Consider the following 26,486-nt stretch of genomic DNA (forward strand, 5'->3'; position numbering starts at 1 on the left):
GCCGGAGAGGGACTTTGCATCCATGTTCACCCCGGAGAGGGCTTTGATATGAACATCTCCAGATTCTTTGTCGACCGCCCGGTCTTTGCCGGCGTTCTTTCGGTCCTCATCCTGGTTGCCGGCCTGATCGGCCTGCGCGCGCTGCCGATTTCCGAATATCCGGAGGTCGTGCCGCCGTCGATCGTCGTGCGCGCTACCTATCCCGGCGCCAACCCAAGCGTCATCGCCGAAACGGTGGCGACGCCGCTCGAAGAGCAGATCAACGGCGTCGAAGGCATGCTCTATATGGCCAGCCAAGCGACATCGGACGGCGTGCTCAACGTCACCGTCACCTTCAAGCTCGGCACCGACCCCGACAAGGCGCAGCAGCTCGTACAGAACCGCGTTTCGCAGGCCGAACCGCGCCTGCCGGCGGAAGTCCGTTCGCTCGGCATCACGACAGTCAAGAGCTCACCCAACTTCATCATGGTCGTCAACCTCGTCTCCGACGGGAACAATCACGACATCACCTATCTTCGCAATTACGCGACCCTCAACGTCAAGGATCGGCTCGCCCGCATCGCAGGCGTCGGTCAGGTGCAGGTTTTCGGCGCCGGCGACTATTCCATGCGTGTCTGGATCGACCCGCAGAAGGCCGCCGAGCACAATCTTGCCGCCAGCGACATCAGCAGCGCGATCAGTTCCCAGAACATCCAGGCTGCCGCCGGTATCATCGGCGCATCGCCGAGCCAGCCCGGTGTGGACCTGCAGCTCAACGTCAATGCCCAGGGCCGCCTGCGCACGCCCGAGGAATTCGGCAACATCATCGTCAAGACGGGCGCCAATGGCGAGATCACCCGCCTTCGCGATGTCGCCCGCATCGAGCTCGGTGCTGCGGATTACACGCTGCGTTCGCTGCTCGACGGCAAGCCGGCCGTCGCCGTCGCCGTCCTTCAGGCGCCGGGTTCGAACGCGATCGAGATCGCGGACAATGTGAACGCGACCATGGATCAGCTGCAGCTCGCCATGCCTGAGGGCGTCAAATACGAGATCGTCTACGATACGACGAAATTCGTGCGGGCCTCGATCGAGAAGGTCATCGACACGCTGCTCGAAGCCATCGCGCTCGTCGTCCTGGTCGTCATCCTGTTCCTGCAGACGTGGCGCGCCTCGATCATCCCGCTGATCGCCGTTCCTGTATCGATCATCGGCACTTTCGCGGTCATGTATGTCTTCGGCTTCTCGATCAACGCGCTCAGTCTGTTCGGACTGGTGCTTGCGATCGGTATCGTCGTCGACGACGCGATCGTGGTGGTCGAAAACGTCGAGCGCAATATCGAGGAAGGCCTGTCGCCGCGGGCTGCCACTTACAAGGCGATGAGGGAAGTCTCCGGTCCGATCGTCGCGATCGCGCTGGTGCTCGTCGCGGTCTTCGTGCCGCTTGCCTTCATCTCCGGTCTTTCGGGTCAGTTCTATCGCCAGTTTGCGCTGACGATTGCGATTTCGACCGTCATCTCGGCTTTCAACTCGCTCACGCTGTCTCCGGCGCTGGCAGCCCTTCTCCTGAAGAGCCATGATCAGCCGAAGGATTGGCTGACGCGGTTCATGGACGCTATCTTCGGCTGGTTCTTCCGCGGCTTCAACCGTGTCTTCGGCGCGGGCTCGAATGCCTACGGCAAGGGCGTTGGCGGGCTGTTGTCGCGCAAGAGCATCGTCATGGTGATCTATCTGGCACTGGTCGGTGCGACCTACAGCCTGTTCAGCACGGTCCCCGGCGGCTTCGTGCCGTCGCAGGACAAGCAGTATCTGATCGGCTTCGCCCAGTTGCCGGATGCCGCAAGCCTGGACCGCACGGAAGACGTCATCAAGCGCATGACCGACATCGCGCTGGCGCAGCCGGGCGTTGCCAATGCGATCGCCTTCCCGGGCCTGTCGATCAACGGCTTCACCAACTCCTCGAATGCCGGCATCGTCTTCGTGACGCTGAAGGACTTCGAAGAGCGCAAGACGCCTGATCTCTCAGGCGGCGCAATCGCCATGGCGCTGAACCAGAAGTTTGGCGTCATCCAGGATGCCTTCATCGCCATGTTCCCGCCGCCGCCGGTCAATGGCCTCGGCACGACGGGCGGATTCAAGCTGCAGATCGAGGATCGTGCCGGCCTAGGCAACCAGGCGCTCGACGAGGCGACCAAGGCCGTCCTTGCAAAAGCCTACCAGGCGCCTGAGCTCGCCGGGCTGTTCTCCAGCTTCCAGATCAACGTGCCGCAGCTCTATGCCGATCTCGACCGTGCCAAGGCCGAGCAGCTCGGGGTTTCCGTCACCGATGTCTTCCAGACGCTGCAGATCTATCTCGGTTCGCTCTATGTGAACGACTTCAACGCCTTCGGCCGCACCTACAGCGTCCGTGTGCAGGCCGATGCGAAATTCCGCGCCCAGCCGGAAGATATCGGCCAGTTGAAGGTCCGGTCGGCATCGGGTGAGATGATCCCGCTTTCGGCCCTTTTGAAGGTGGAACCGAGCACCGGTCCGGAACGCGCGAACCGCTATAACGGCTTCCTTGCCGCCGATATCAACGGCGGTCCGGCACCGGGCTTCTCTTCGGGTCAGGCGCAGGCGGCAATCGAGAAGATCCTTCACGAGACCCTGCCTGCGGGCATCGACTTCGAATGGACGGATCTGACCTATCAGCAGATCCTGGCCGGCAATTCGAGCATCGTCGTTTTCCCCCTGGCACTGTTGCTCGTCTTCCTGGTGCTGGCCGCCCAGTATGAAAGCCTGACGCTGCCGCTTGCGATCATCATGATCGTGCCGATGGGCGTACTGGCCGCGTTGACGGGCGTCTGGCTCACCGGTGGAGACAACAACATCTTCACCCAGATCGGTCTCGTGGTGCTTGTCGGCCTATCCGCCAAGAACGCGATCCTCATCGTGGAATTCGCCCGTGAATTGGAGTTCGAGGGCAGGACGCCACGGGAGGCCGCGATCGAAGCCAGCCGCCTTCGCCTTCGCCCGATCCTCATGACCTCGCTCGCCTTCATCATGGGTGTCGTGCCGCTCGTCGTCTCCACCGGCGCCGGCGCGGAAATGCGCGCGGCCATGGGTGTCGCGGTCTTCTCGGGCATGATCGGCGTGACCTTCTTCGGCATCTTCATGACGCCGGTGTTCTACGTGCTGCTGCGGCGGCTGACGGGCAACCGTCCGCTCATCCAGCACAAGCCGGACGAACACAAGGAAGAAGAGGCGGAGGTCATCCGGCTCGCGGCGGAATAAACGGAATTCAACCTTCCTTTGTCGAGTAAATCGGGCGGGAACTTCGGTTCTCGCCCGTATGTTTTCAGGGCGTGAGGCCGAAATGTGCGCGGCCTTCGGACAAGGCCCTGGCATCTGACAAAAATGCGTTACGTCCGTCGAAACGGTTTGCAACGATGGGCGAGGGGACTATCAAAGACGGACAACAGTTGGGAGGACTGAATGACGAGTTCGAGAGAAGGTCATGACGGCAGGCGGATCGCCTTTCTCGGCACCGGCCTGATGGGGGCGCCGATGGCTCGCCGGCTGCTTGGCGCGGGCTTTGCCGTGACCGTCTGGAATCGCGATCCCGGCAAGGCTGAGCCGCTTGCGGGAGACGGCGCGATTTGTGCTAAAACACCTGATGATGCCGTTTCGGGTGCCGACGTCGTCATCACCATGCTGACCAACGCCGAAGCGGTGAAGGACGTGCTGTTCGACCGCGGAGCGGCCGATGCGATGACGCCTGGCACAACCGTCATCGACATGAGTTCGATCGCCCCGCATTTCGCCCGCGACCATTCGGCGAGGCTTGCCGACCGCGGCATCCATCACGTCGATGCGCCGGTATCAGGCGGAGTCGTCGGGGCGGAAGCGGGTACGCTTGCAATCATGGCGGGCGGCGACAAGGACGTGGTCGACGGGCTTGCCGATGTCTTTGCGCCGATGGGGCGCGTGACCCGCGTCGGCCCAAGCGGGGCGGGCCAGCTTGCCAAGCTTGCCAACCAGCAGATCGTCGCGGTGACGATCGGCGCCGTCGCCGAAGCGATGATGCTGATCGAAGCGGGCGGCGGCTCGCAGGCGGCCTTCCGGGACGCCATTCGCGGCGGCTTTGCCGAGAGCCGTATCCTCGAACTGCACGGCAAGCGCATGGTCGAGCGGCAGTTTACCCCAGGCGGTTCGTCCAGCAACCAGCTGAAGGATCTGAACGCCGCCATGGAGACGGCGAATGCTCTGTCGCTGTCGCTGCCGCTGACTGCGACGGTGCACGCCGAATTCAGCGAATTCGTCGCCAATGGCAATGGCGAAAAGGATCACAGCGGCCTGCTCCTCCATCTCGAAGAGAAGAATGCCCGGCCGGGAGGAAAGAAGTGACGGACAGCCATTCGCCGAAGCGTCGCCTACGTTCGCAGGACTGGTTCGACAATCCCGATCATATCGACATGGCGGCGCTCTATCTCGAGCGCTTCATGAATTACGGCATCACGCCGGAAGAGCTGCGCTCCGGCAAGCCGATCATCGGAATTGCCCAGAGCGGCAGTGATCTAACACCCTGCAACAGGGTGCATGTCGAGCTTGCCAAGCGTGTGCGCGACGGCATTCGCGATGCCGGCGGCATTCCGATCGAGTTTCCGACCCATCCGATCTTCGAGAATTGCAAGCGCCCGACAGCCGCTCTCGACCGCAATCTCGCCTATCTCGGCCTCGTCGAAATCCTCTACGGCTATCCGCTCGACGGTGTCGTGCTGACCACCGGCTGCGACAAGACCACACCTTCGGCGATCATGGCAGCTTCGACGGTCGATATTCCGGCGATCGTGCTCTCCGGCGGCCCGATGCTCGACGGCTGGCACGAAGGGGAACTGGCGGGCTCCGGCACGGTGATCTGGCGGATGCGGCGGAAATATGCGGCAGGCGAGATCGATCGGGAAGAGTTTCTTCAGGCTGCGCTCGATTCTGCGCCTTCCGTCGGCCACTGCAATACGATGGGCACCGCTTCGACGATGAATGCGCTGGCCGAGGCGCTCGGCCTTTCGCTGACCGGCTGCGGCGCCATTCCGGCCGCTTACCGCGAACGCGGCCAGATGGCCTACCGCACCGGGCGGCGCGCCGTCGAAATCGTATTCGAGGATCTGAAGCCGTCGGATATCCTGACGCGCGAGGCTTTCCTCAATGCGATCCGCACCAATTCGGCGATCGGCGGCTCGACCAACGCGCAGCCGCATCTGGCCGCGATGGCGAAGCACGCCGGCGTCGAACTTCATCCCGATGACTGGCAGGTGCATGGTTTCGATATCCCGCTGCTGGCCAATGTCCAGCCGGCGGGCGCCTATCTCGGCGAACGCTTTCATCGTGCCGGCGGCACGCCGGCGATCATGTGGGAACTGCTGCAGGCTGGAAAGCTCGATGGCAACTGTCGCACGGTGACGGGCAGGACGATGGCCGAGAACCTAGAGGGCAAGGAAGCGCGTGACCGTGAGGTCATCACGCCGTTCGCTGAACCGCTGAAGGAGCGGGCGGGTTTCTTCGTTCTCAAGGGCAATCTCTTCGATTTCGCAATCATGAAGATGAGCGTGGTCTCGGAGGATTTTCGCCGGCGCTATCTTGAGGAACCCGGGCGCGAAGGCGTCTTCGAGGGTAGGGCGGTGGTCTTCGACGGTTCCGAGGACTATCACAAGCGCATCAACGATCCCGAACTCGGCATCGACGAAAATACCATCCTCGTCATCCGCGGCGCCGGGCCGATCGGCTGGCCGGGTTCGGCTGAGGTCGTCAACATGCAGCCGCCGGATCATCTGCTGAAGCGCGGCATCCGCAGCCTGCCGACGATCGGCGACGGCCGCCAATCGGGCACGGCGGACAGTCCATCGATCCTCAACGCCTCTCCGGAAAGTGCTGCCGGCGGCGGCCTTGCCTGGCTTCGTACCGGCGATATCATCCGCATCGACTTCAACCACGGGCGCTGCGACATGTTGGTCGAGGACGCCGAGATCGAACAACGCAAGGGCGACGGCATCCCACCAGTGCCGGCGGATGCGACGCCATGGCAGCAGATCTATCGCCGCTCGGTTACGCAATTGTCGGACGGTGCGGTGCTGGAGGGAGCGACGGAATTCCGCCAGATCGCAAAAAACCCGCCGCGGCACAACCACTGATCTTGAAGGCGCTGCAGACTGCAAGTCCTTTGATCCAAAAGGGGAAAGTTCGTAACGAACAGTTCACCTAGTCACTAGTTCGGTCATCTGGACAAGGCTTCATTAATGCCGGCTTGAGACCATATTGCCGTTATGCAAGCTTCTAAGGCTGGGACCGCGTTGCCAGAGAAAAAAGCCACACGATCCGAACACGAGTTTCAGGATCTTCTGCGTCGGCTCGAACTCGCGCTCGATGCATCCCGGATCGGTGTCTGGGAGCACAGCATCGAGCAGGACGGGATCTTGTGGGATGCGCAGATGCATCGTCTCTACGAAACCGGCGAGACTTGCCGGCTGGTGCCGGCCTCGCTTTGGTCGAACGCCATCCATCCCGATGATCGCGAGCGGGCCGAACGCGACTTCGAGCAGGCGATCGCGACGCGCGGCGCCTATAACTCACAATTCCGGATCGTATTGCCGAGCGGCGAAATTCGCCATCTGCGTTCGCGCGCGCATTTCTATGTCGATGCGGAAGGTCTGCCCTCCTTCATCGGCGCCGAATGGGATGTGACCGCCGACGTCCTGCTCAATGCGGAGCTGGCGCGGCAGAAGGTGGTGGCCGAGGCGAGGGCGCTGGCGCTGGAAGAAAGCAATGCGCGCATCGAGCATGTCGCCGATCACGACTATCTCACCGGCCTGCCGAACCGGCGCCTTCTCGACAAGCGGCTGGCGGAGCTGCCGGCCGACAAGAGCATCACCACGCTTGGCGTCTTGCATCTCGACCTCGACCAGTTCAAGCAGATCAACGACAGCCACGGTCATGCGGCAGGCGACGCCGTGCTCAGGGCCGCGGCCCTTCGCATCACCGCTGCCATTCCTGCGAATGGCATGGTCGCCCGTGTCGGCGGCGATGAATTCGTCATCGTGCTGGTCAATTTCACCGATCTCACTGAGCTGAAGCTGATCACCGAAGAGCTCCAGCGCCGGCTGCGGAAGAAGATCCGCTTCGGCCAGGAGATGCTGCAATCCGGCGCCTCGATCGGCGTTTCCTGGAGCGGCGATCGGCGGGCGCGCAACCTGCTTGCCGAATCCGACCTGGCGCTCTACCAGGCCAAGAAGCTCGGGCGCAACCGCGTCGAATTCTTCACACGGCAATTGCAGGAGGATTTGCGCTCCAAGCGTCGCCTCGCCGAAGAGCTGAAGCTCGGGCTGGAGCGCGGCGAGATCCTTCCCTATTATCAGGTGCAGCTCGACGCCCGAACCCGGGAGGTCATCGGCTTCGAGGCGCTGGCGCGCTGGAAACATCCCGAGAAGGGCGTGCTCGCCCCCGGCATATTCCTGAAGATCGCCGACGAGCACGGACTTGCGGCGGAGATCGACGCGGCGATCCTCAAGAGCGTTCTCGAAGACCGGCTGTTCTGGCTGTTGCGCGGCATTGCGGTTCCACGCATCGCCGTCAATATCTCGGCGTCGCGCCTTGCCGATCCGGCGTTGCTGGACAAGCTGAGGAAACTCGATATCCCGCCCGGCGTGATCGTCTTCGAGCTGGTCGAGACGATCTTCCTCGACGACAGCGACGAAAAACTGCTCGATCATATCGGCGATATCAAACAGATGGGCATCGACATCGAGATCGACGACTTCGGATCCGGCCATGCTTCGCTCATCGGTCTCGTCAAGCTGCGGCCGAAGCGGCTAAAGATCGACCGGCAGCTCGTCACCGAGGTCGTCAGCTCGGCCGAGCAGCGGCGCGTGGTGGGTTCGATCGTGGAAATCGCCAAGGCGCTCGATGTCGAGGTGATCGCCGAGGGCATCGAGACCGAGGCGCATGCCGTCGTGCTGGCGCAGCTCGGCTGCGACGGTCTGCAGGGTTATGCGTTCGGTTATCCCGCACCGGCGGCCGAGACAGACCGTCTTTTCTCATCGACGACGAGCGGGATCGAAAAGCAGAAGACCGCAATGGGCAGCTGAATGGCAGATGATCTGTCCACGGGCGACCTTCGGTGCGGCTTTTTATTCGCATCGGCTGGAAGATAATTGAGGCGCAAGTAATTTTCTTGAGCTTGCAACGGCATTGTTTCATGGTAATGCGGAAACGAAGCTTTCTGTATTGCATCGAAAAATGATTATACGCGTCGTCAAGTCCATGAGCGCGGCTCTCCATCGTTCGCAGGTGCAATCGGGAGCTGGGGCCTGACAATTGCTTTGCCGTTGCCGGGATGGACTTGCGGGACATTCAATCTGGGAAAGTTGCATGAATTCGGAATTTGCCGTTCGTTCGATGCGGCCCGGCGAACTGGAACTCGTGCTCGAATGGGCGCGTCAGGAAGGCTGGAACCCTGGCCTCGACGATTCGCTTGCATTCAACGAGGCCGATCCGTCGGGATTTTTCGTCGGCTCCATCGGTGAAGTTCCCGTCGGTTCGATCTCGGTCGTCAAATATGGCGACACTTTTGCCTTCCTTGGCCTCTACATCGTCCATCCCGATTTTCGCGGCAAGGGTTACGGCAAGGCGATCTGGGCGACGGGCATCGCCAGCGCGGGAGACCGCACGATCGGTCTCGACGGCGTTGCCGCACAGCAGGACAACTACCGCAAGGCCGGCTTCGAACCCGCCTATTCCACCATTCGTTACGGTGGTGTCGCTACTTCCTTGCCTGTCTCCACGCTTGCCGCGCAGCCGGTGCTGGATTCACGCCTCGAAGGCCTGCAGCGATATGATTCGGCGATCTTTCCGCAGCCGCGGGATGCCTTTCTCGCCGCCTGGTGCACCGCCCGCAAGGGCCGTCGTTCGGCGGTGGTGCGCAAGAGCCACAAGATCCGCGGTTACGGCACGATCCGCCGCTGCTACGAGGGCTACAAGATCGGCCCGCTCTTTGCCAACGATGCCGACAGCGCCGCGGCGCTGCTTGCCGAATTGATCCCCGAGGCGAAGGGGGCCGCGGTCTTCATCGACATTCCCGCAGGGAACCGCGAGGCGGTCGCGCTTGTCGAAGGCATCGGTCTTCAACCGGTATTCGAGACGACACGCATGTATCGCGGACCGGCACCGGCCATCCCACTGAAGCACGTCTTCGGCGTGACGACGCTGGAGCTTGGTTAAAGCCTTTCCCGACCAGGAAGGCTTTAATCCATGGGTGAGGCGGGCACGGTCGGCGATGAAGCTTTCGGACGGCCCTTTTCGGCGATCGCGATGCCGCCCAAGGTCAACACCAGTGCGATCACATGGAAAGACTGCAGCTGCTCGCCGATCAGGGCGACGGAGAGCAGCGTTCCGAACACCGGCACGAGATTGATGAAGAGGCCGGCCCGGTTGGCGCCGATGGCCACGACGCCCTTGATATAGAGGATTTGCGCCACCAGCGAGGGGAAGATCGCCGTGTAGAGAGTGATGACCCAGCCGGCCTGGTCCGGCCACTGCGCGGCACCCCGCCCGGCCTCCCAGAGGAGCAGCGGCAGCGAGGTCAGCATGGCGGCGAGCGCCGGGACCGCCATCAGCGTGCGCCAGTCGAGTGGCGGCTTCCAGCGCAGGAAGATCGTGTAGACCGAATAGGCGGCAATGGCGATCAGCATCAGCCCGTCGCCGCGGTTGAGGCTGAGTTGCAGCAGCGTTGCGAGGTCGCCATGCGCGGCGGTCAGAGCGACGCCGATCAGCGTCATGCCGAAGCCGAGACATTGCGCCAGCGAGATGCCGGTACGAAAGAACATGAAATTCAGCAGGAAGATCAGCATCGGGATGCCGGCCTGCTCGATGGCGACGTTGATCGCGGTCGTATATTGCACGGCCGAATAAAGCATGGCGTTGAAAAGGGTGTAGCCGATGACGCCGTAGAAGAGGAGCAGCGGCAGGTTCTTCCTCACCACCGGCCAGTCCTTCCGCAGCTGCGGTACCGAAATTGCGGCGATCATCGCGACGGCGAGGAACCAGCGCAGGAAGGTCAGCATCATCGGGCTGATATGCCCGAGCGCGAGTTTGCCGGCGACGGAATTGCCGCCCCAGCAGAGGGTGGCGACAACGAGGCAGATATAGGCCGTGGCTTGCAAGAGCGTTCTTCCCGTCTTTCCGCGATCGCCGAGCGGCGTTTTGTGACGGGAAATAGCCTGTCGGCTGCTGATTTGTCACGTAAAAAGCCCAATCTACTGTGACAACAGGGTCGCTTTCCAAAAAACAAAGCTCTATAGATGCGCGGGTTTGAGCAGGTGCGCGGTTCCGCGCCGGTAACAGGAAGAGTTGGATGACGAACGTAGTCGTGGTCGGTTCGCAATGGGGTGACGAAGGCAAGGGCAAGATTGTCGACTGGCTTTCGGAGCGTGCGGATATCGTTGTGCGCTATCAGGGCGGACACAATGCCGGCCATACCCTCGTTATCGACGGCACGAGCTATAAGCTCTCACTGCTGCCGTCCGGCGTCGTGCGCCCGGGCAAGATGGCCGTCATCGGCAACGGTGTCGTCGTCGATCCGCATGCGCTGATCGCCGAGATCGGCCGGCTGGAGGCGCAGGGCGTGATGGTCACGCCTGACAATCTGCGCATTGCAGACAATGCGACGCTCATCCTGTCGCTGCACCGCGAGCTCGACGCGATGCGCGAGGATGCGGCGTCGAACAGCGGCACCAAGATCGGCACGACGCGCCGCGGCATCGGTCCGGCCTATGAAGACAAGGTCGGCCGCCGCGCCATCCGCGTCATGGATCTTGCCGATCTCGAGAGTCTTTCCGGCAAGGTCGACCGTATCCTGACGCATCACAATGCGCTTCGCCGCGGCCTTGGCGTTGCCGAAATCAGCCACCAGGCGATCATGGACGAACTGACCTCGATCGCCGATCGGGTACTGCCTTTCCGTGATACGGTCTGGCTCTTCCTTGACAAGGAGCGCCGCAAGGGTGCTCGCATCCTCTTTGAAGGCGCGCAAGGCAGCCTGCTCGATATCGATCACGGCACCTATCCCTTCGTGACCTCCTCGAACACGGTGGCCGGCCAGGCGGCAGCCGGTTCCGGCATGGGACCCGGCTCGCTCGGTTATATCCTCGGCATCACCAAGGCCTATACGACGCGCGTCGGCGAGGGCCCGTTCCCGACCGAGCTCACCGACGAAATTGGCCAGTTCTTGGGCGAAAAGGGGCATGAGTTCGGTACTGTGACCGGGCGTAAGCGCCGCTGCGGCTGGTTCGACGCCGCACTCGTACGCCAGTCGGTCGCCACCAACGGCATCACGGGCATCGCGCTCACCAAGCTTGACGTGCTCGACGGTCTCGAGGAATTGAAGATCTGCGTCGGCTATATGCTCGACGGCGAACAGATTGATCATCTTCCCGCAAGCCAGGGAGCGCAAGCTAGGGTCGAACCGATCTACATCACGCTGGAAGGGTGGAAGGAATCGACCGTCGGCGCCCGCAGTTGGGCGGACCTGCCTGCACAGGCGATCAAATATGTTCGCCAGGTCGAAGAGCTGATCGGGGCGCCTGTCGCGCTCCTTTCCACCAGCCCGGAGCGGGATGACACGATACTTGTGACCGATCCATTTGAGGATTAAGCTCACGGGTCACTGTGGAGGATGGTTCGGTAGGGTACCGGGCTTCTTGAGAAAGTACTGATGGCGGATTTTATTGCAGTCATTCGGCGGGCCGTCGACGGCCTGGCTGAAAATACCCCCGAGATGCGGGTGAAGGTCTACGAACGTGCCCGCGGCGCAGTGCAGCGGCAGCTCGAGAATATGAAGCCGCGTCCGCCGGAAGCCATGCTGCAACGCCAGCTCGAAAAGCTCGAGGCTGCCATCCGCGAAGTGGAAGGCGAACACTCCGAGGCGATGCCGCTCGATGAGCCGGTTGCGGCTGTCACCGCGCCGGAATCTTTCGCAGAACAAGCGGTTCCCGACGAAAGCGAACCGGCGCCGGCGCCGGAGACGGCTGTCGAGGAACCGGTCTACGAAGCCTATGCGGAACCGCAGGCGGCCGAGGCAGTAGACGAGCCCGATCATGTGGAGGCCGCCGCACCAGAGGAGGCTGAGGAAGAGGTCACTGCCGAGGAGCCTCTTTCCCCTGAAGCATCCGTTTCGGCGGAAACCCCTGTTTCCGCTGAGGCACCGGTTTCGCCGGAAACATCCGGTCCGGCCGAGACATACTGGCATCCCTCGCATGAGGAGGAAGCGCCGGCCGAGGAATGGCATACCCGCGAGGCGCGCGACGTCGCTGCCGAAGAGGTGCCGGCCGAACATGACGGCTGGGAAGCGCCAGCCTCCGAGCATCGCGATGAGCAAGCCGACGAAGACCGTGCCGACGAGCAGCATCCCCTGGAAGCCGACGAGAACGCGGACGAACCTGCGGCCGTGGAAAGCGAGGAGCCGGAGGCCGAGGAGGCTTCCGAGCCCGTCGAGCCGTTGCAACCGATCACCCGCGGCATAGACCACGCATCCAATCGCCTGGTGGAGCCAGTCGCCGATTTCGATCGTCCGCAGGAGTTCGTCGAGCACAGCCGCGAGGAGCCGTTGCAGGCCGAAGCTGCCGCGCATTTCGACCCCGTCTGGACCGAGCCCGTTGCCGAAACGCCGGCTCCGGCTCCCAAGGATGCCGAGACCGAATGGGCGGAAGAGGAACTCCGGCAATATTCGGAGACGGCGCCGGCGCCGATTACCGCCGATGCCTCGGCGCGCGCCTTCGAGGAGGTGATATCGAGCCTCGAAAAAGTGGCACCCGCGGCCGTCATGCCGACCGCCAAGGAAAGTTTTTCCTGGGAGACCGCCGCCTTCGACGATCTGCCGCCCATCGAGGCCGGCAACAACAAGAAGACGCCGGTTGCTTCGCATTTCGACGATGTCGATATCTTCGCGGAAGTGCACAACGGCAAGCCGGCGCCTGCTAGCGGTGCGCCGAGCGAGGACTGGCGAGAGGCGAAGGCGCTGCGCGGCTACGACCGCCGCGGCTCTGTCGCCGCTGATGACGATGACACCAATCCGTCGATGGATATCGATCAGATTGTTGCATCGAAGCTGCAGGGCAAGAGCTTCCGTATGGAGCCGAAGCGCCGCCGCTTCGGCCTCGGCACCGTGATCACGCTCATCTTCGCACTCATCCTGATCGGTGGCGGCGCCTACGCCGGCTGGACGAACAGAGAGGCGCTGGTGGCGATGGTCGACGGGCTCGTCAGCTCGGCACCGTCGCAGGCGACCAGGAACGAGGCGGCAACGCCGCCGGATGGCGCGGCGACGCCTGCCCAGCCGGCGGTGACACCAGCCCAGCCGACCACACCAGGAGCGCAGAATACGCCAACGGCGCCGGCGCAGCCGAACCCGAACCCGAACCCGCAGGTAGCGTCAGTGAACAATGACGGCGCTACGGCCAATTCGAAATTCACCCAGCGGCTGCTGACCGATGGAACAGAGGTCGACAGCGGACCGGCGACAGTGCCGGGAACGCCGACCGCGGAAGGAAAATCGGTCGCCGAACAGAATGTGGCGGCAGCCGATACGCCGCCTGCCAGCGCGCAAGGCGATGCGGCACCCGCCGACACGCGGACGTCGAACGGCCCGGTGGCATCGCCGCCGCAGACTGCGCCCGTCGGTTCGTCGCAAAAGATGTTCCTCTATGAGGAGCGCATCGGCCAGAGTTCGCCGACGGCGATCGAAGGATCGGTCGTCTGGAGCGTCCAGCACGAGGCCGGCCAGGATGGCCGGCAGGAGGCGACGGTACAGGGCAATGTCACTGTTCCCGAGCGCAATCTCTCGGCTCTCGTCACCTTCAAGCGCAATTCCGATCCGTCGCTGCCGGCAAGCCACCTCGTCGAGATCGTCTTCTCAGTGCCGCCGAATTTCGAAGGCGGCAGCATCGACAGTGTCCAGCGCATCTCGATGAAGCGCACGGAGCAGGACCGCGGTGACGCGCTGATCGCGGTTCCGGCCAAGATTACCGACGATTTCCACATGATCGCGCTCAACGATTATCCTGATGCGCGCAAGGCCAATCTCGACCTGATGTCGACTCGCAACTGGATCGATATTCCGATCACCTATCGCAACGGCCGCCGCGCGCTACTGACGATGGAAAAGGGCGGTCCGGGAACGGACGCCTTTAATACCGCGATCAAGGAATGGACTGCGCTCGGGGATGTGTCGACGAGCCAGTGAGGCGGTTATGAGCGGGTGAGGCGTAGGCTTCATTGCTTTTGTATGAGAGCGGCGGCATCTTGCTCCCTCTTCTCCCCAGCGGGGAGAAGGTGGCCCGCAGGGTCGGATGAGGGGGCCACACGACACGCCCTTCATTGCCCTTCGCTTGCGCTCAGCGCCTCGCTTCTGCGTCGCTCGCCCCCTCATCTGCCTGCCGGCATCTTCTCCCCGCTGGGGAGAAGGGATATGCGGCAGCGCCTCGGTCCCTAAAAAACGTCTGCAGAAGATCAGATGGGGCCACACGGCACGCCCTCCAATTGATCAAACAAAAACACCACCTCCCGCGTCGGGGAGGTGGCGTATACAATTATCAGTTCACGGTGATCAGGCCGTGGCTTCGACGACCCGGACGGCCTTGGCGCGTTCCAAGGCTTCCTTGCGGACGGCGTCCTGCACCTTTTCGAAGGCGCGGACCTCGATCTGGCGAACGCGTTCGCGACTGATGTCGAATTCCGTCGAAAGGTCTTCCAGGGTCACTGGATCCTCGGCGAGGCGGCGAGCCTCGAAGATGCGGCGTTCGCGCTCGTTCAGCACGCTCATCGCTTTCGCCAGCATACGCCGGCGAGTGTCGAGCTCATCCTGTTCGATCAGCACGTCTTCCTGGCTGTCATGGTCATCCACCAGCCAATCCTGCCATTGGCCGCCGTCACCTTCGGCTGCCTTGATCGGCGCGTTCAGCGAGGCGTCGCCGGAGAGGCGGCGGTTCATCGAAATGACCTCCTCCTCCGAGACGTTCAGCTTGGTGGCGATCTCCGAGACGTGCTCCGGCTTCAGGTCGCCGTCATCGATTGCCTGGATGCGGCCTTTCAGCCGGCGCAGGTTGAAGAACAGGCGCTTCTGGTTGGCGGTCGTGCCCATCTTCACCAGCGACCACGAACGCAGGATGTATTCCTGGATCGAAGCCTTGATCCACCACATGGCATAGGTGGCGAGGCGGAAGCCGCGCTCGGCATCGAACTTCTTGACGGCCTGCATCAGGCCGACATTGCCTTCGGAGACGACTTCGCCGATCGGCAGGCCGTAGCCGCGATAACCCATCGCGATCTTCGCGACGAGGCGAAGATGGCTGGTAACGAGCTTGTGGGCGGCATCACGGTCACCATGCTCGGCATAACGCTTGGCGAGCATGTATTCCTGCTGCGGCTCCAGCATCGGGAATTTGCGGATTTCGTCGAGGTAACGATTGAGACCGGCTTCACCGGCGGTAATGGACGGCAAGGTATTTCGGGCCATAGTGCACCCTCCTAAAGTGAATTCCGGTTCCCGATGGCAACGCATCCTCGCGTTAAAAAAGGCAAACCGGGACGTGCGGCTCTACTGCGAGCCCGCACTAAGTCAATATACAGATAAGTGTGGCGAAACGGCGGTTCAAGGTGCCGCTCACGCAGGTGTGAGTTGGGCAGGCAGCATTCGGAGCCCGGCTTTATCGCCGTAGCGCTTCGACCAATTCGACCATATCATCCGGCAGCGGCACCTCGAAATGCATGATTTCGCCGGTGCGGGGATGCTCGAACTGCAGCATGAAGGCATGCAGCGCCTGGCGGCCGAAACCGTTGACGACCTTGCGGATCTCTTCAGGCAGGATATTGGCCTTGGTCTTGAAGCCGGCGCCGTAAACCGTATCGCCGAGCAGCGGATGGCCGATATGGGCCATGTGGACACGGATCTGATGGGTGCGGCCGGTCTCAAGGCGGCACTCGACCAGCGAGGCGAGCGCGGTTGCGTCCGGCTTCTCATGGAAGCGCTCGATCACCTGGTAATGCGTGATCGCCTCGTCGGCGTCCTGACTGTCGGGGCGTTTGACGGCGCGGCGCGTGCGGTCGCCGGTGGCGCGGCCGAGCGGCGCGTCGACCGTGCCCGACAGCGTGCGCGGCCGGCCCCAGACGACTGCCTGATAGGCCCGCTCCAGCGGCATGGTGCGGCCATGGTCGGCAAATTGCAGCGACAGGTGGCGATGGGCAATGTCGTTCTTGGCGACGACCATGACGCCTGTCGTGTCCTTGTCGAGACGGTGGACGATGCCGGGGCGGCGCACACCGCCGATGCCGGAAAGCGTATCGCTGCAATGGTGGATCAACGCGTTGACCAGTGTCCCGGTCCAGTTGCCGGACCCGGGATGGACGACGAGACCGGAAGGTTTGGAGATGACGATGACGTCGTCGTCCTCATGGAGGATAACGAGCGGGATGTCCTCGCCCTGCGGCGTCGGGTCTTCCGGCTCGGGCAGCGTGATCTCGAAACTGTCGCCCGTGCGCACCTTGCGCTGCGGGTCGGTGATGGGTTCGCCGCGCAGAAAAACCTGGCCGTCCTTGATCAGCGCCTTGATGCGGCTGCGCGAAAATTCCTCGCCGACCTGCGCCGTCAGCCAGGCGTCCAACCGGCCTTCGGCAGTTTCATCGGCGGTCAGGACTTTTCTATTGCCGGCTGCTTGTTTAAAGGGGTCGCTCAAGACGCTTCTTCTCCGACGTATTTTTTTAGAACGGGACGCACAGATGACAGCAATCGAGCCAGACGACCAGGAAGAGAAGCCCCTTGATCCGGCGATGGAAAGTGTCCGGCGCAAGATGGTCCGCCTGCAGATCGTTTCCGGCGCCATCATGTTCGTCAGCCTTATGGCGGTCTTCGGCGCGGTTGTCTACAAGGTGATGCACAGCGAGCCGAAGGAGACGACGTCCGCTGTTACCGCCTCCGGCGTGCCCTCGGATGCGCCGCTTGCGGCAACCGTTTCGCTGCCGCTCGGCTTCAAGGTGCAGTCCACATCCCTTTCGGCCGGGCAAATCCTGTTCTACGGCGAAACGGTCGAGGGCAAGAACAAGGCGCTGGTCTACGACCTCAGGACCGGCCGCACCGTCGCCGACGTCTCTGTTACCGGCAATTGAGGCCAGCATGGCCGCCGTCCCGATCGAGATCGACAGCGCCGACGATCCGCGCGTCGCTGAATTCCGCGAAATCCGCGAGCGCGACCTGACAGGCCGAGAGAACCGCTTCATCGCCGAAGGCACGGTCGTGCTGCGCATGCTCGCCGAGGCGCATGCGGCAGGCCGCGGCTTTTTCGCCGAGAAGATCCTGCTGCTGCGCAACCGCGTCGCGGGCGTGCTGCCCATCCTGGAGCGGTTTCCGGCCAATGTGCCGGTCTATGTCGCCGGGGCCGATGTGCTCGATGGCGTCGTCGGTTTTCATCTGCATCGCGGTGTTCTCGCGCTCGGCCGGCGACAGGATCGCGGGGAGGCGGCACTTCTCGACGGGCTGCCGGAACGGGCGCTGGTGCTCGTTGGCTGCGGCATTTCCAATCACGACAATGCCGGCTCGATGTTCCGCAATGCGGCCGCCTTCCGGGTGGATGCTGTGCTGCTCGACGAAACCTCCTGTGATCCGCTCTACCGCAAGGCGCTGCGTGTCTCGGTCGGTTCGGTGCTGAGCGTTCCGCACCGGCGTGGCGGCAAGGCGCTCGATGTCCTCGTGGCGCTTGCCGAACGGGGCTTTGCCATCTGGACGCTTTCACCGCACGGCAAGACCGATATCCGCGCCATTCCGGCCTCGACGCGCATGGCGCTCGTCGTCGGTACCGAAGGCGAAGGATTGCCGGAGGCGCTGCTTGCGCAGTTCCAGAGCGCGCGCATTCCACAGTCGGAGGAACTCGATAGCCTTAATGCCGCGACGGCGACGGGGATCGCGCTGTTTTCCATGGCTTCGGCGATGGGCCGGGTCTAACGCATATCCCTCTCAAATCGGAATCGATTTTCTAGGTTCTGTGTCAATTCAAACATAATGGCGCGCCGCGCGTCCTATCGGACGCTCGGGGGATCGGCGAGGATCGCGGTTACCCTGTCGGCAAGGCTGACACGATCGTTCGGGTTCTTTTCCGCAGCTTCGACGAGCAGCGTGCGGATCGGCGACGAGGGACCCTCGTTCAGGGCGGTCAGCGCCACCATATTGGCGGCGATCGAGGCGATCTCCTCGCGGATCGCACCATCGCGTCCGGCGACGGCTTTGGCCTTTTGCAGGCGCTCGGCCAGCGCGGCGCTGCGTTTGCGAACATCTTCGCCGATCTCAGCCGTGACGACGGCGGTGTCGAGCGCGGACGCGGTCGCGTCTTCGGCCGTCATTTCCGCCGGCAGCTCCGCGACCATCCCGGCAAGGCCGGCGTCGCGCAGCACCCGGTTGACCTTGCGGATCTCGGCGTTGGCCGCCTTCAACTGCTCCTTCAACTTGGCGATCTCCTGCTGGCGGCGAGCGACCAGGTTTTCCTTTTCTGTGGCGGTAGCGCTCTCGCGGGCGGCCTTATCCTCCAGGCGGATCACCATATGCTGCTGCTGCGTCAGTTTCTGTTCGGCATCCTTGGCGCGCTTCTGCAGCAGGCTGACGTCCTGGCGCAGTGTGTCGCGTTCGTCGCGCAGTGCGTTGACGCGGAATTTCAGGCTCTCCGCCTCCGTCTCGCGCGCGGCCAGGTCTATTCTCAGCCCATCGGCCTGTTCACCGAGCTTGCTCAGCCGCGTCCGCATCGTCGCCAGTTCGCTCTCCTTGTTGGCAGCGGACTGCTCGGCAATATGCAGATTGGTCTTCAACTGGCTGATATAGTTCTCGTCCTTGCGCAGATGCGAGCGCTGGTCGGCCGCCTCGACATGCATCTCGCCGATCTGGGCCTGCAATTCGCCGATCTCGGCGGCAAGCCTGCCGGCATCGACGGCGAGGGCGTCGTGGCGAAGCTGGAACGACAGGGATTTCTCGCGCTCACGCAAAAGGTCCTGGGTGGTGCGGGCGTTTTCGGCGGCATAGAGCGCGCGCACCATGTCTTTCTGGGCGCGAACCTCCTGCGGGCTCAGCGGCATCGTCGCTTTCAGCCGGTTCTCGGTATACCAGACGATGCGGCGGTGAACGGCGGGCGAGACCAGAAAGACGAGGAAGGCCGCGGTCAGGAAGCCCAATCCGAACAAGAGAGCATATTCGATCACAGCGCGGCCATCGGTAAGAAGGTTGATACGAGGTCAGCCGCGATGATTAAGCACGCGTGACGCGCATGGCAAGGCCGCCGGTGGGGATGGCGGCAGATTCCAGCGGCTTTGCGGCCTCAGAAGGGGTTCCAGGTCGGCGCCTGGGTGATCTTGAGATAGCCGACATTGACGCCGAGGCGAGCACCGACGCCGGTGCGGATCGGCACGACCAGCACGTCGTTGTTCTTGAGCAACGTCATGCCGAAGCCGGCGATCACATAGGCCGAGCCGCTGACGCCGCCGAAGCGGGCATAGATGCCGTTGACGGAGGGCAGGTCATAGACCAGCATCATCACACGCGAGCCCTGACCGCCGTAATCGAGGCCGAGCGAGGGGCCCTGCCAGTAGAGATTATGTTCGCCGGCGTTCTTGGTGTTCAGCTGGCCTTCGCCATAGGTAAGGCCGGCGATGAAGGCGCCGCCGCCTTCCTGTCCGAGGATATAGCCGTTCGGCAGACCGTATTTCTGGAAGGCACTCTCGACGACCTTGGCAAGTCCGCCGCTGGCGGAGCCGAAGAAGGAGTGGCCGGCGTCGACGATTTCCTGCATCGTGTACTGGCCGTTGTCCTGGGCGGCGGCCGGCCCGGCAACCATCAGCGAGGAGAAGATGAGGGCCGAAAGGAACCTGCAGAAGCCGATGAATCGGTGCGGAAATCGAGGGCGCATGGTGTCATCCGTTCGTCGTTTGGCTGAGAGCGGGCAACCGCTCGCGGCGATTGGTGCATTTTGCGCCGATGATCTTAACAATCGGTTTACCAAATATGGTGTCATTATGGCACCGAGTACGATCGCAAACTTCGCGCAATTTTGATGAAGCATATTCCGGGCGCAATGAAATTGCCGCCCATCAGGAGACAATGATGTCCAAGAACCCCAATCTCACCCTGTCCGGCCCGGATCTGGCCGCGCTTCTTTGCAGCCGCGTTTGCCACGATGTCATCTCGCCGGTCGGCGCGATCAATAACGGGCTGGAACTCCTGGATGAAGGCGGCGCCGATTCCGATGCGATGGACCTGATCCGTACCAGCGCGCTCAACGCTTCCGTCCGCCTGAAATTCGCACGTCTCGCCTTCGGCGCGTCGGGTTCCGTCGGCGCATCGATCGACACCGGCGAGGCCGAGCGTGCAGCCAAGGATTTCGCCGTGGCCGAGAAGAAGACCGAGGTGATCTGGAACGGACCGCGCGCCATCGTCGCCAAGAATCGTGTCAAGCTGCTGCTCAATCTCTTCCTCGTTGCCTATTCCGCCATTCCGCGCGGCGGCGTGCTCGAGGTAACGCTCGAAAATCCCGAGTTCGATGCGAGGTTCAAGCTGACGGCCAAAGGCAAACTGATGCGCTTGCCGCCGAAGTTCGTCGAGATATCGACGGGCACTATCGAGGAGGCGATCGATGCCCATTCGATCCAGCCCTATTACACCGTGCTTCTGGCGCAGGAATGCGGAATGACGCTTGATCACAGCGCCAGCGCCGACGAACTGGTGTTCACCGCAGTGGCTGCGGCCGCCTGATTCCTGCGCGTAAAACGAGTATCGGTGTTCGCGCGGTAACGATTCCTTAGCCTGATCGACCTATGCTTGGCTGTTGTTTAGAGGCCCTTGCAAGGACAGATGCAGGGGTAAAGGAGCGGCCATGCAAAGGTTCATGATCACCGATAATTCGGACATCGTCCGTAAAGTTGGCAAGCGCATTCTCTCCGAACTCGACTTTCTCGTCAGCGAGGCCTCCAATGCCGGCGAGGCGCTGCAGCGCTGCCAGGCGGAGCTGCCGGAATATCTGATCGTCGATTCCGGCATGGAAGGCGCCCTCGACCTCATCGCTGCCGTCCGTGCCATGGAAGGCGGCAAAGAGGTCAAGATCTACTACTGCGTCGTCGAGGCGGATCTGAAGAAACTGATGGCGGGCAAACGGGCCGGTGCTACCGACTTCCTGCTGAAGCCGTTCGATCGCAAGATCCTGACCGCCGTTTTCGGAAACCGCGCGATCGCCGCCTGACGGGCAGATCTCTTCCGCCGATATCCGCACCACCGGAGCATGATGCCGCGTGCAAGCGGTTTCGGCGACCAGAGGATTTCAGGCCGATCCAGCCTGAGATCCTGTGCTGCGAGGGCGGATTCTTATTACCGCAGGCAGAAACGAAAAATCCCGCCGAAACGGCGGGATCTTCGTTTATCCGATAAGGGGATCGGAAAAAATATCAGGCGGTTTCGGCGTATTCGGCACCATCCGGCTCGCGAAGAACGTAACCACGGCCCCAGACGGTCTCGATGTAGTTGGCGCCGCCGGCAGCGTTGGCGAGCTTTTTGCGGAGCTTGCAGATGAAGACGTCGATGATCTTCAGTTCCGGTTCGTCCATGCCGCCGTAGAGGTGGTTCAGGAACATTTCCTTGGTGAGGGTGGTGCCCTTGCGGAGCGAAAGCAGCTCCAGCATCTGATATTCCTTGCCCGTCAGGTGGACGCGCTGGCCGCCGACTTCGACCGTCTTGGCATCGAGGTTGACGATCAGCTCGCCGGTCATGATGACCGACTGGGCGTGGCCCTTGGAGCGGCGGACGATGGCGTGGATGCGGGCGACGAGCTCGTCCTTGTGGAACGGCTTGGTCATGTAGTCGTCGGCGCCGAAACCGAGGCCGCGAACCTTGTCTTCGATGCCGGCCATGCCCGACAGAATGAGGATCGGCGTCTTGACCTTGGACAGCCGGAGAGTGCGAAGCACTTCATATCCGGACATGTCGGGCAGGTTCAGATCGAGAAGGATGATGTCATAATCATACAGCTTGCCCAGATCGACGCCTTCTTCACCGAGATCGGTGGTATAAACATTAAAACTCTCTGATTTCAGCATCAACTCGATGCTCTGCGCCGTCGCGCTGTCATCCTCGATTAGAAGTACCCGCATAATTATCCCCTTTACCGCCGCCGAAAGGTGGTCTGGCCCCCTACACGATACCGAACACGCTACGTGATTTGGAAGCTGCCACGAAATGGTTAACAAATTCTAATTCACTCTGGCAAGGAGTATCGAATTTATTAAATAATTTTTCCATTTCTCTGTTTTCCAATAGGAATCTCAAAAAGGTGCTCCTCAACTTTAACATTAGGAAACAGCGCTAAGTGATTCATCCGACTCGCCAATGAAAAGGTTCGAACTTCATGCCTCGGCATTTACCGACCCTTAAATCATCGGGCCTATCATTAACGATGCCCGTAAACGAAAGGTTACCAGCGGTAGGTATTTGTTAATATCGCAGGAAATTTTTTAGCAAACCGTGTCAAAGCGGCGCGCAGGGCGGTTTCAAGTTGAGCCGGGGTCTCGCATCACGGGAGTAATGCGTATGAAGTCGCGAGAAAGTCTCGTTCGCCTGAAGGAATTTCAGGTGAACGAAAAACGACGTCAGTTGCAGCAGTTGCAGATGATGATGTCCGAATTCGAACGGATGACGAAGGATCTGGAGAGCCAGATCGTCGTCGAGGAAAAGAAGTCCGGTATTTCCGACCCGAATCACTTTGCTTATCCGACCTTCGCCAAGGCCGCGCGTCAGCGGGCCGACAACCTGCAGGTTTCGATCAAGGAACTGAAGATGCAGGAAGAGACGCTGGAAATGGCGCTCGAGGAGATGCAGGCGGAATATGCAAGGGCCACAGCGCTGGAAGAGCGTGACGGCGGCGCCCGAGCAAGGGCGTAAGAGAAACGGCGGGCGCCGGCTTCGGCGCCCTGGGATCGCCACTGAGAAGCCATGTATGATGGGCGCGCTGTCCGTTATACATGGCTTTTGGTGTTTGCCTTACGGCGTCGCTCCCATCGGAAACGAGATTCGTCACCCGCGGGGACGATTTGTCTTATGCATGTTCTTGTCCCAAAACCCGCTGTGCGCTTTTGGGCGACATGCATTAATTCACGACATCCTTCCATTCCGGATGGCGTTGCGCCTGCGCCTTGAAGAATGGGCAGAGCGGGATGATCTTCCAGCCGCCGGTGCGGGCTGCCTCCACGGCGTGGAGCGCCAGTGCCTGGCCGACACCTTTGCCGCGCAGCGCATCGGGAACGGCCGTGTGATCGATGATGACCAGCTTAGGCGATGTGCGTGAATAGGTCATCTCCGCCTCGTGCCCTTCGACCTTAGCCGCGTAGCGGCCGCCGGAGACGCCTTGCTCACTTCGAATGTCCATTGTCTTTCCTCATAACCGATATTGTCGTAGCAGACCGTGACATGGCGGCGCGGTCGTGCCAAGCCGTGGAGGCACTACAGGCAGGAGACAGAGTGTTCATGCAAAATGCCGGATCGATAAGAGGTTCAGAGCAATGAGTGCGCTTTCGATGGCTCGCCCCGTGCTTCTCGTGGCCGCGCCGTTCTTCCTGGCGCTCGGCCTCGTCTTGCCGCTGGTCCATTTCGAGACGCTTTATTTCTTCGACACAACGCCGTCGCTCATCGAAATCATCGTCTCGCTTTGGCAAGGCGGGGACGGGTTGCTGGCGGCAATCGTCGCCCTGGTTTCGATCCTGCTCCCGTTTCTGAAGATGATCGGCATCGCCGTGGAGGCGATGGGGATCACCGCAGAAGCGACGGCCGCCGGGGGTGGGGCCGGCAGCCTGTTCTATCGTCGCGTCGTACCGCATCTGTCCAAGTGGTCGATGATGGATGTGCTGCTCGTCGCGATCGTCATTGCGGCGGCGAAGACGACGGGGCTAGCGGATGCCTTCACGCAGCCCGGCCTCTGGTGCTACGCGGCCTCGTCAATGATTTCGGGCCTTCTTCATTCCCTCATGGGAGATGCGTCCGGCCCGAAATAAATGTCGTCGATGCTGGGATGTGATCAGTGACGATATTGCTGAATGCGCGTGGTGCGCAGGCCGGCAAGACCGTGGCTGTTGATCGACGACTGCCAGGATAGGAATTCTTCGACCGTGAGCGTGTAACGCTCGCAGGCCTCTTCCAAGCTCAACAAGCCACCGCGGACCGCCGCGACAACCTCTGCCTTCCGGCGAATCACCCAGCGCCGCGTATTGGGCGGCGGAAGATCCGCGATCGTCAGGGGGCTGCCATCGGGGCCGATGACATATTTTACTCGGGGACGTATCATTTCGGTCATTGGACTCTCTACACAACGCAAGACCACGAGCCCCACTCTAGCCTGCCACATTTAAAAATTGCCTAAACCCATCGTAAGACTTTGATAACAAATTTAGACGCCCGCCCATGGCCGGTGACGTGGGGCGGCTGCCTGCCGCTACGTCAATTTGTAACGCCTGCATGGAAGCCATGCGGAATAAATATTAGCTGATTTCCGGGGACGATCTTACAAGGGCGGCAACATAAGAATGGGCGCAAGACTTCGTCTCCGTTCTTCCCGCTGTATCAGCCAGTTCGCGTTTTTGATGCTTCGTATCCTCGGGCAGAAGCCGTCTTTGCTGATGCCCTGGCGCGAACTTTTCGCTGCCGGCAGCGAGGCCGAGCCGAAGCTGGCCATACGAGGATACGAGGATGAAAAGACGTGAGCGCGCAGTCGGCGACTGCGCTGAAGGTACTGTATTTTCGCCTTCGCAGGCCGACGGCGCGAGGGTTTCGGACGACGACGGCAAGGAACGGCTCGGCGAGATGGCGAAGCTTGCGGGCTTCGATTTCTATCTGCTCTCGGCTTTCCCGCGGGGCGCCCGCACGGCTTTCACCGAAAACCGGCTGATCAGCAATTGGCCGCAAAACCTTGTCGGCTTTTACGAGGCTGCCGATCTCTTCTATTGCAGCAGACTGGTGACCGCAATGAAGCGGACGATCGTGCCGATCGTCTGCGAGGAGGGTCGTTTGCGGGTAGCGCCGCCATTCAGGAAAACCGTAAACTTAGCGTGCTCTTTCAGATGCATGGACTGAAGAATACCTTCGCCTTCACGCTGCACGACGCTGACCTGAAACAATACATCTTTGCTTCTCAGGCGGCTGTCCTATGCCTATGCGAGAGCAGGCGATCGCGCTGCTTTACGGCTGCATGGGAGTTTCTGGACAAGGTTTCGCGTAGCGGCAGCGTGGAGGATGGTCCGTTGGAGACGCTCACCCGGCGCGAAATCAAATGCCTGCGACGCGACCTGATTCCTTAAATCGGATTCGATTTAAGGAATCAGGCCGCAATTCAAAATGCTACAGCGTTCTTTGCGCGTCTAAAAAGACGCGCGGTGCTGTAGTCGGCGGCCGCCAAGAGCAGCGACGAGATCGCGATCATTCTCGGTCTCCCGTCGCATGCGGGTCAGCTGCATGCAGGCGCTCGGCAGAGCATTCCGGTACCGGTTGCTCCAAAGCGCGAGGAGCAAATCTGAAAGATCGCGACGCGCTTTAGAAGCCTTTTCCGCGGGTCAGCTCCGACACGACGGTTCCGGCAATGATGCGCATATCCATCCCGATCGAGAAATTCTCGACGTAGTAGAGATCGCTGGCGATGCGAGCACGGGCCTTGGCCGGACGATCGGTCGGACCACGCAGGCCGCGCATCTGGGCAAGACCCGTCATGCCGGGGCGCATCGCATGGCGCTGATGGTATTCCGGCACGAGCTCTTCGTAGAGCACGCCGCCGGCGCGCATGCCGATCGCATGGCAGCGCGGACCTACGACCGACATGTGGCCTAGCAGCACGTTCAGCAGCTGCGGCAACTCATCGACATTCGTGCGGCGTAGAATGGCACCGACGCGAGTGACGCGCGGATCGTTCATCACCGTCTGGGCAACGCCTGAGACGTCGCAGAGGTCGGTGCGCATGGAACGGAACTTGTAGACCTTGATGGCCTTGCAGTTCTTGCCCCAGCGGGTCTGCTTGAAGAGCACCGGCCCCGGGCTGTCGATCTTGATCAGCAGGGCGACGAACAGAAGGAAAGGGGCGAGGACGAGGAGGGCGCTCAACGACGAAACAATGTCGAACGCCCGCTTCAGGATCAGATCCACCAGCGGCGCCTGCGGCGCATCGCTGTGGATAACAGGGGTCTGGATCTTCAGGCTCGGCTGCTGGCGGCGGCTCGGCCGGAAGGACTCTGTCGAAATGCTGTTGTTTAATTCCGTGATGCTCAAGGATCGTACTCTGTTGTCTTCGAGGGGGCGCGGCGGCAATAGGCGATCAATGGTTTACCCTGTCACCAGGGCTGCACTTAGGTCTTGGTAACCCTACTAAAACGGAAAAATGCGACAATTGTGTAATGGTGTCCAGAGAAATATCGCATTGCAGCAAATCTTTCGCATT

Annotated in this window: 23 protein-coding genes; 14 read left to right on the top strand and 9 right to left on the bottom strand. The window is 61.6% G+C overall.

Going from position 1 to position 26,486, the window contains the following annotated elements:
• The first annotated feature begins 48 nt into the window (after nucleotides 1-48).
• The 5 genes from G9X68_RS29240 (at nucleotide 49) to G9X68_RS29260 (ending at nucleotide 9,225) form a co-directional block, all read left to right on the top strand.
• Nucleotides 49-3,249, top strand: coding sequence for an efflux RND transporter permease subunit (locus tag G9X68_RS29240; RefSeq protein WP_027663841.1), 3,201 nt, complete (start codon nucleotides 49-51; stop codon nucleotides 3,247-3,249).
• Nucleotides 3,250-3,450: 201 nt separating this feature from the next.
• Nucleotides 3,451-4,362, top strand: a complete 912-nt coding sequence (locus G9X68_RS29245) for an NAD(P)-dependent oxidoreductase (RefSeq protein WP_171605363.1) — start codon at nucleotides 3,451-3,453, stop codon at nucleotides 4,360-4,362.
• On the top strand, nucleotides 4,359-6,143 hold the full coding sequence (locus G9X68_RS29250) for a dihydroxy-acid dehydratase (protein ID WP_171605364.1): 1,785 nt from the start codon (nucleotides 4,359-4,361) through the stop codon (nucleotides 6,141-6,143). The genes G9X68_RS29245 and G9X68_RS29250 overlap by 4 nt, the downstream gene beginning before the upstream one ends.
• Before the next feature lie 132 nt (nucleotides 6,144-6,275).
• Nucleotides 6,276-8,093 (top strand): putative bifunctional diguanylate cyclase/phosphodiesterase, encoded by a 1,818-nt coding sequence (locus G9X68_RS29255; RefSeq protein ID WP_171605365.1) that lies wholly within the window; start codon nucleotides 6,276-6,278, stop codon nucleotides 8,091-8,093.
• Nucleotides 8,094-8,376: 283 nt separating this feature from the next.
• Nucleotides 8,377-9,225, top strand: a complete 849-nt coding sequence (locus G9X68_RS29260; RefSeq protein WP_171605366.1) for a GNAT family N-acetyltransferase — start codon at nucleotides 8,377-8,379, stop codon at nucleotides 9,223-9,225.
• Between the two features lie 23 nt (nucleotides 9,226-9,248).
• Here the strand turns inward: G9X68_RS29260 and G9X68_RS29265 are convergent, their stop codons facing one another.
• On the bottom strand, nucleotides 9,249-10,166 hold the full coding sequence (locus G9X68_RS29265; RefSeq protein WP_171605367.1) for a DMT family transporter: 918 nt from the start codon (nucleotides 10,164-10,166) through the stop codon (nucleotides 9,249-9,251).
• A 191-nt stretch (nucleotides 10,167-10,357) separates the two neighbouring features.
• Between G9X68_RS29265 and G9X68_RS29270 the strand changes: the two genes are divergently transcribed.
• Entirely contained in the window at nucleotides 10,358-11,656 is a 1,299-nt protein-coding gene (locus G9X68_RS29270; RefSeq protein ID WP_171605368.1) for an adenylosuccinate synthase, read from the top strand.
• A 60-nt stretch (nucleotides 11,657-11,716) separates the two neighbouring features.
• Nucleotides 11,717-14,242, top strand: a complete 2,526-nt coding sequence (locus G9X68_RS29275) for a hypothetical protein (RefSeq protein WP_171605369.1) — start codon at nucleotides 11,717-11,719, stop codon at nucleotides 14,240-14,242.
• A 363-nt stretch (nucleotides 14,243-14,605) separates the two neighbouring features.
• Here the strand turns inward: G9X68_RS29275 and rpoH are convergent, their stop codons facing one another.
• Nucleotides 14,606-15,514, bottom strand: a complete 909-nt coding sequence (rpoH, locus tag G9X68_RS29280; protein ID WP_003542378.1) for an RNA polymerase sigma factor RpoH — start codon at nucleotides 15,512-15,514, stop codon at nucleotides 14,606-14,608.
• A 190-nt stretch (nucleotides 15,515-15,704) separates the two neighbouring features.
• On the bottom strand, nucleotides 15,705-16,730 hold the full coding sequence (locus tag G9X68_RS29285; protein WP_171605370.1) for an RluA family pseudouridine synthase: 1,026 nt from the start codon (nucleotides 16,728-16,730) through the stop codon (nucleotides 15,705-15,707).
• 43 nt (nucleotides 16,731-16,773) lie between these two features.
• On the opposite strand from G9X68_RS29285, the gene G9X68_RS29290 reads away from it, so the two are divergent.
• Both G9X68_RS29290 and G9X68_RS29295 read left to right on the top strand, forming a co-directional pair.
• Nucleotides 16,774-17,160, top strand: a complete 387-nt coding sequence (locus G9X68_RS29290) for a hypothetical protein (RefSeq protein ID WP_171605371.1) — start codon at nucleotides 16,774-16,776, stop codon at nucleotides 17,158-17,160.
• 7 nt (nucleotides 17,161-17,167) lie between these two features.
• On the top strand, nucleotides 17,168-17,992 hold the full coding sequence (locus tag G9X68_RS29295) for a TrmH family RNA methyltransferase (protein ID WP_171605372.1): 825 nt from the start codon (nucleotides 17,168-17,170) through the stop codon (nucleotides 17,990-17,992).
• Between the two features lie 74 nt (nucleotides 17,993-18,066).
• Here the strand turns inward: G9X68_RS29295 and G9X68_RS29300 are convergent, their stop codons facing one another.
• Together G9X68_RS29300 and G9X68_RS29305 are read right to left on the bottom strand one after the other, a co-directional pair.
• Complete coding sequence (locus G9X68_RS29300; RefSeq protein WP_171605373.1) at nucleotides 18,067-19,233, bottom strand: coiled-coil domain-containing protein; 1,167 nt, start codon at nucleotides 19,231-19,233, stop codon at nucleotides 18,067-18,069.
• A 116-nt stretch (nucleotides 19,234-19,349) separates the two neighbouring features.
• On the bottom strand, nucleotides 19,350-19,937 hold the full coding sequence (locus tag G9X68_RS29305) for a DUF1134 domain-containing protein (RefSeq protein ID WP_171605374.1): 588 nt from the start codon (nucleotides 19,935-19,937) through the stop codon (nucleotides 19,350-19,352).
• A gap of 194 nt (nucleotides 19,938-20,131) precedes the next feature.
• Between G9X68_RS29305 and chpT the strand changes: the two genes are divergently transcribed.
• Nucleotides 20,132-20,779 (top strand): histidine phosphotransferase ChpT, encoded by a 648-nt coding sequence (gene chpT / locus G9X68_RS29310; RefSeq protein WP_027683349.1) that lies wholly within the window; start codon nucleotides 20,132-20,134, stop codon nucleotides 20,777-20,779.
• A gap of 121 nt (nucleotides 20,780-20,900) precedes the next feature.
• The gene (locus G9X68_RS29315; protein WP_171605375.1) at nucleotides 20,901-21,263 is read left to right on the top strand and encodes a response regulator; all 363 of its coding nucleotides are present in this window, start codon (nucleotides 20,901-20,903) and stop codon (nucleotides 21,261-21,263) included.
• A gap of 202 nt (nucleotides 21,264-21,465) precedes the next feature.
• On the opposite strand, the gene ctrA is transcribed toward G9X68_RS29315, so the two are convergent.
• Complete coding sequence (gene ctrA / locus G9X68_RS29320; protein ID WP_003542362.1) at nucleotides 21,466-22,167, bottom strand: response regulator transcription factor CtrA; 702 nt, start codon at nucleotides 22,165-22,167, stop codon at nucleotides 21,466-21,468.
• Nucleotides 22,168-22,603: 436 nt separating this feature from the next.
• Between ctrA and G9X68_RS29325 the strand changes: the two genes are divergently transcribed.
• A complete protein-coding gene (locus G9X68_RS29325; RefSeq protein ID WP_003542353.1) occupies nucleotides 22,604-22,954 on the top strand; it encodes a hypothetical protein in 351 nt (116 codons plus the stop codon).
• Between the two features lie 205 nt (nucleotides 22,955-23,159).
• On the opposite strand, the gene G9X68_RS29330 is transcribed toward G9X68_RS29325, so the two are convergent.
• On the bottom strand, nucleotides 23,160-23,438 hold the full coding sequence (locus G9X68_RS29330; RefSeq protein WP_171605376.1) for a GNAT family N-acetyltransferase: 279 nt from the start codon (nucleotides 23,436-23,438) through the stop codon (nucleotides 23,160-23,162).
• 55 nt (nucleotides 23,439-23,493) lie between these two features.
• On the opposite strand from G9X68_RS29330, the gene G9X68_RS29335 reads away from it, so the two are divergent.
• Complete coding sequence (locus G9X68_RS29335; protein WP_171605377.1) at nucleotides 23,494-24,060, top strand: paraquat-inducible protein A; 567 nt, start codon at nucleotides 23,494-23,496, stop codon at nucleotides 24,058-24,060.
• Between the two features lie 23 nt (nucleotides 24,061-24,083).
• Here the strand turns inward: G9X68_RS29335 and sciP are convergent, their stop codons facing one another.
• Complete coding sequence (sciP, locus tag G9X68_RS29340; RefSeq protein ID WP_007533628.1) at nucleotides 24,084-24,359, bottom strand: CtrA inhibitor SciP; 276 nt, start codon at nucleotides 24,357-24,359, stop codon at nucleotides 24,084-24,086.
• A 392-nt stretch (nucleotides 24,360-24,751) separates the two neighbouring features.
• On the opposite strand from sciP, the gene G9X68_RS32120 reads away from it, so the two are divergent.
• Nucleotides 24,752-25,135, top strand: a complete 384-nt coding sequence (locus tag G9X68_RS32120) for an autoinducer binding domain-containing protein (protein ID WP_244956265.1) — start codon at nucleotides 24,752-24,754, stop codon at nucleotides 25,133-25,135.
• A 456-nt stretch (nucleotides 25,136-25,591) separates the two neighbouring features.
• Here G9X68_RS32120 and G9X68_RS29350 read toward each other — a convergent pair whose 3' ends face one another.
• A complete protein-coding gene (locus tag G9X68_RS29350) occupies nucleotides 25,592-26,317 on the bottom strand; it encodes a sugar transferase (RefSeq protein ID WP_171605378.1) in 726 nt (241 codons plus the stop codon).
• Nucleotides 26,318-26,486: the final 169 nt, after the last annotated feature.

This window comes from Rhizobium changzhiense (assembly GCF_013087625.1).
In the GTDB taxonomy this organism is placed as follows: Bacteria; Pseudomonadota; Alphaproteobacteria; order Rhizobiales; family Rhizobiaceae; genus Rhizobium; species Rhizobium sophorae.

Bases quoted from the DNA above. Each gene is read 5' to 3' on its own strand.
- G9X68_RS29315 (WP_171605375.1), top strand. From the start codon at position 20,901: ATGCAAAGGTTCATGATCACCGATAATTCGGACATCGTCCGTAAAGTT.
- G9X68_RS29290 (WP_171605371.1), top strand. From the start codon at position 16,774: ATGACAGCAATCGAGCCAGACGACCAGGAAGAGAAGCCCCTTGATCCG.
- G9X68_RS29325 (WP_003542353.1), top strand. From the start codon at position 22,604: ATGAAGTCGCGAGAAAGTCTCGTTCGCCTGAAGGAATTTCAGGTGAAC.
- G9X68_RS29330 (WP_171605376.1), bottom strand. From the start codon at position 23,438: ATGGACATTCGAAGTGAGCAAGGCGTCTCCGGCGGCCGCTACGCGGCT.
- rpoH (WP_003542378.1), bottom strand. From the start codon at position 15,514: ATGGCCCGAAATACCTTGCCGTCCATTACCGCCGGTGAAGCCGGTCTC.
- G9X68_RS29255 (WP_171605365.1), top strand. From the start codon at position 6,276: ATGCAAGCTTCTAAGGCTGGGACCGCGTTGCCAGAGAAAAAAGCCACA.
- G9X68_RS29295 (WP_171605372.1), top strand. From the start codon at position 17,168: ATGGCCGCCGTCCCGATCGAGATCGACAGCGCCGACGATCCGCGCGTC.
- G9X68_RS29260 (WP_171605366.1), top strand. From the start codon at position 8,377: ATGAATTCGGAATTTGCCGTTCGTTCGATGCGGCCCGGCGAACTGGAA.
- G9X68_RS29305 (WP_171605374.1), bottom strand. From the start codon at position 19,937: ATGCGCCCTCGATTTCCGCACCGATTCATCGGCTTCTGCAGGTTCCTT.
- ctrA (WP_003542362.1), bottom strand. From the start codon at position 22,167: ATGCGGGTACTTCTAATCGAGGATGACAGCGCGACGGCGCAGAGCATC.
- chpT (WP_027683349.1), top strand. From the start codon at position 20,132: ATGTCCAAGAACCCCAATCTCACCCTGTCCGGCCCGGATCTGGCCGCG.
- G9X68_RS29270 (WP_171605368.1), top strand. From the start codon at position 10,358: ATGACGAACGTAGTCGTGGTCGGTTCGCAATGGGGTGACGAAGGCAAG.
- G9X68_RS29245 (WP_171605363.1), top strand. From the start codon at position 3,451: ATGACGAGTTCGAGAGAAGGTCATGACGGCAGGCGGATCGCCTTTCTC.
- G9X68_RS29240 (WP_027663841.1), top strand. From the start codon at position 49: ATGAACATCTCCAGATTCTTTGTCGACCGCCCGGTCTTTGCCGGCGTT.
- G9X68_RS32120 (WP_244956265.1), top strand. From the start codon at position 24,752: ATGAAAAGACGTGAGCGCGCAGTCGGCGACTGCGCTGAAGGTACTGTA.
- sciP (WP_007533628.1), bottom strand. From the start codon at position 24,359: ATGACCGAAATGATACGTCCCCGAGTAAAATATGTCATCGGCCCCGAT.
- G9X68_RS29275 (WP_171605369.1), top strand. From the start codon at position 11,717: ATGGCGGATTTTATTGCAGTCATTCGGCGGGCCGTCGACGGCCTGGCT.